Source organism: Acetobacter indonesiensis, assembly GCF_000963945.1.
In the GTDB taxonomy this organism is placed as follows: Bacteria; Pseudomonadota; Alphaproteobacteria; order Acetobacterales; family Acetobacteraceae; genus Acetobacter; species Acetobacter indonesiensis.
In genome coordinates this window covers 1-2,343 of record NZ_BAMW01000130.1, presented here as the reverse complement: position 1 = coordinate 2,343, position 2,343 = coordinate 1, and the positions used below count along the sequence as shown (strand labels likewise).

General features: G+C 58.1%; 1 protein-coding gene and 1 pseudogene. Both read right to left on the bottom strand.

Features of this window, described 5'->3' with window-relative positions; genetic code table 11:
* Positions 1-250: 250 nt before the first annotated feature.
* Positions 251-1,636 carry an IS1380 family transposase gene (locus Abin_RS15450; protein ID WP_048848578.1) on the bottom strand — a complete coding sequence of 462 codons (1,386 nt, stop codon included), beginning with the start codon at positions 1,634-1,636 and terminating at the stop codon, positions 251-253.
* Positions 1,637-1,802: 166 nt separating this feature from the next.
* A pseudogene (locus Abin_RS15445) lies at positions 1,803-2,216 on the bottom strand (Tn3 family transposase); the annotation flags it as partial.
* Positions 2,217-2,343: the final 127 nt, after the last annotated feature.

The following is a 2,343-nucleotide window of genomic DNA, read 5'->3' as shown; positions in this document are numbered from 1 at the left end:
ACCTTCCTCGCGTATCCCTTGCCCATACGCCTGAGGCGTCATCTTCAGCGTTGGAGTGTCCTCGACGCGGAAATCTCACAGATGGAGTAATTTTGGATCATTTTCTGGTTGTTCAGGACTTCCTATGCGTCTGATCTGGCTTACCGACGGTTTTCTGTCCTGGCGGGCAGATTCTGAACGCAGTGAGGGCGTCACGGCCTGAGAAGGCAGTGTTGGCGGTGAGTATGTGGCCTATGCGCTGTCTGTTTCGTCAGACGGCCTGCCGGAGCCTTCGCAATCGTGCATGAGCGAGGGCGAATTCGTGCTGGCAAGGGAACATATCGGGCATGGACAGGACAATCCGACGCACGCTGATCTTTACGACTGTCGCGATTTTGAGCAGTCGTGCGCGAATTGTGCCACAGGTTGCTTTCTCCAGAGAGGTCTGGCCGAGGGCCAGTCTTTGCAGAGCGGTCAGCAGGACATAGGCTGCGGCGGAGAACCACAGTCGGAGCTGGTTGGCCCGGATGGTGTGGGACGATGTCCTGTCCGAGAACAGATCCATCTGGCATTCCTTGATCCGGTTTTCCATATCCCCGCGTGCGCAGTAGATCTGTTCGTAAAGATGACGTGGCTCAGACGTTCCCTGCGGCAGAGTGGTGACAATGAAACGGTGATAGCGGTTGCCATGGCGCCATTCGGCCTTGGCCACCACCCGCCTGCGGCGCGTCCAGCTGTCCTTTGTGATCCAGTCAAAGGAGGCGAAACCGCGCGCTGCCCTGCCTGTGCTGGTGGCTTCCTCACGGACCATGGTGGACAGTGTATCAATCCGGTCATACAGGCGGGTGTTGCCTGCAAGGCCGAACAGGAAGTCAACATGGTTGTCTTCGCACCATGTCATCAGAGTGTCCCGGGCGAAGCCGCTGTCCCCGCGGATGAGGATGCGCAGCCTGGGCCAGCGGTTCCTAATCTGTTTCACGATCCGGCTGATGTCAGCCAGTGCTTCCTTCCCTGGGTCCCTGTCTGCCGTGCGCAGGCTGGCGCTGAGGAGATGATCACCACAAAAGACATACAGGGGCAGATAGCAGTTATGGCCGTAATACCCATGAAAGGCCCGGCCTTCCTGATGACCATGGATACGATCATCGGTCGCATCCACATCCAGAATGATCCGGGCAGGCGCGCGGTCATGCTGGTCCATGAAGAGCGTGACGAACAGCGCGGCCAGGGCTTCATGATCAGCAATGATGCGACAGTAACGGTCTGCCTTGTGGCCACTGCGCTCCAGCCGGTTCAGGGTGGATTTGCCGGCCAGTGCGGCACAGTTGGCCCGACGTCCTGACAGACGGTCCGATGCCAGGCCAAAGATCAGATCATGACGCAGGGCATCATGATCGTTCAGGTCTTCGTAACCCAGAGCCAGCCCCATGATCCGCTGACGGACAAGGTCTTCCACCTGATATTCGATAAAGCCAGGATGCCGCTCATCGCAAAAACAGGCAGCAAAACGGCGGCTGAGCCCCAGAATGTCATCAGCCTGCTTCACCAGAATGGCGCCCCCATCCGAACTCATGCGATCCCCGTCAAAATGGGCGACAACACGCCGTCCACAGGAGCCTGGAAAGTCATATGCAATTGCGCTACACTCTGTCTGCATCGGGTTCATTTATTGATTATGAAAAGTCCTTTTCTACAAAACAGACTTTTTCATAATTCGACCCGATGCACAACCCTTCTGTGAGATTTCCGCGTCGATCGCCTTCATCCACGCACTAACCGCATTCATGGCCTTCACGGGGTCGTTTGCGGGAGGGGGCGAAATCCTACGCTAAGGATTTAGGCCAGCGATATTCGCCGGTGAGGTTGATGTGTTCCCATCCCAGCGGTGAGACATGGGCGAGGAGATCAGGCGGGATGATGATGCCGTCCACGGCGCGTCTGTCCACGACCTCCCCGAGTTTCATGGTGTTCCAGAAGATGATGATGGCGGCGAGCAGGTTCATGCCGGCAATACGATAGTGCTGCCCTTCGCCTGAGCGGTCGCGTATCTCACCTCGACGATGGAAGCTGATGGCGCGCTTGAGGGCATGATGGGCCTCGCCCTTGTTGAGACCGATCTGAGCCTGGCGCTGGAGACCGGCGTCGAGAATCCAGTCGATCATGAACAGGGTGCGCTCGATGCGACCGATCTCCCGCAATGCGAGGGCCAGCTCATTCTGGCGCGGGTAAGGGAGAAAGTGGGGTTGAGCGTGAGGCTCATGTCTCTCCCTTTGTGGGTTTGAGGCTGCCCCGTGTGCAGCGTGAGCAGGTGCCGGCCGGGCTGGACGGGTTTGTGCCGGGTGGTGATCCGCTTCAGCTGGCGGT

Excerpts from the sequence above, each read along its gene's own strand:
- Abin_RS15450 (WP_048848578.1), bottom strand. The coding sequence starts at position 1,636 with ATGCAGACAGAGTGTAGCGCAATTGCATATGACTTTCCAGGCTCCTGT.